This window comes from Oleiphilus sp. HI0132, from assembly GCF_001635845.1.
The window spans coordinates 1-995 of sequence record NZ_LWGJ01000602.1; the positions used below are offsets into that span (position 1 = coordinate 1).

At 43.6% G+C, this 995-nt stretch carries 3 protein-coding genes; all 3 read right to left on the reverse strand.

The annotated features are described in order from the left end of the window. Positions 1-310, reverse strand: a 310-nt coding sequence (locus A3766_RS07360) for a hypothetical protein (RefSeq protein ID WP_156508761.1), incomplete at its 3' end; no start/stop codon positions are given. A 24-nt stretch (positions 311-334) separates the two neighbouring features. Continuing rightward, the gene (locus tag A3766_RS07365; RefSeq protein ID WP_068510480.1) at positions 335-538 is read right to left on the reverse strand and encodes a hypothetical protein; all 204 of its coding nucleotides are present in this window, start codon (positions 536-538) and stop codon (positions 335-337) included. Between the two features lie 20 nt (positions 539-558). Continuing rightward, a partial coding sequence (locus A3766_RS07370; RefSeq protein ID WP_156508762.1) for a TonB-dependent receptor occupies positions 559-995 on the reverse strand: 437 nt, incomplete at its 5' end.

The window sequence follows — 995 nt, forward strand, 5'->3', positions numbered from 1 at the left end:
TAAATACTTTGCCGTTTTTGGATACTAAAATAGCTTGCTGCAGCTCTGGTGTGTTGTTGACAGAATCGTTAATAATTTGGGTTAGAGAAAAAAGATTGAACGATGCCAGGTTTTCTGCGATCGAGCTACTCAACGCTTGGGCTTGGACGAGTGCTTGTTGGTTGAGGTTATGTTTTAGCAGAACGATACGCTTCTCTAACTCGGTATCAAATGCTTGCTTGTGTAGGTTTATTTGAAGGTGAGTGCTGACATAAAGCACAAGTAAAAGTGCACTAGCAATGATGAAAAGTAGTTTGTTGCGAATTCCCATGCTTAGACTTCTGTCTCCGTACAGCTACTTATTGGATAAATGCTCTCTTAAGCAGGTGAGTATATCCTCTATTTCCCAGGGCTTGCCAAAACAGGCGGCAAGATTCGCTTGTTCATAGGCTTCTTGGACTGCTGAGCTATCGGCATGACCCGTGAGTATTATCTTGATGATATCAGGGAACATGGCATGAACGTCAATCAAGAACTTATCGCCTTTGGTAACAGGCATAATGTAGTCCGAAATGATGGCTACAATCTGTTCACCATCTTTAAAGGGCCTGTACCATCGCGATACGATGCATTGAGCTTCCTTGATTGGTCACTTCCGATGCCTGCGCTTAGTGTTGTTTCTTGTGTATTCTGAGCCGTTTTGGTGATGATGTTAATTACGGCGACAAAAGCATTGGCTCCGTAGAGTGCTGAGCCAGGGCCACGGACAATTTCTACCCGGCTAATGTCATCGACAATAAAGTTGTTGTAAGAGCTTAGTGCACCACCATTTACCAGGTTGTTATTGTTAGCGTGGCCATTGATTAGAAATAATACTTTTTCACTGAAGTCTGTTTTTAGCCCTCTTATCTCGAGGGTAGACCTTCCCATATTAGTTTGGTAAACACCTAAGCCAGGTACGCGCTTTAGTGCGTCCATTAGGTTGCGCGCACCCATTCTTTTTAAGTCAGCAGCGG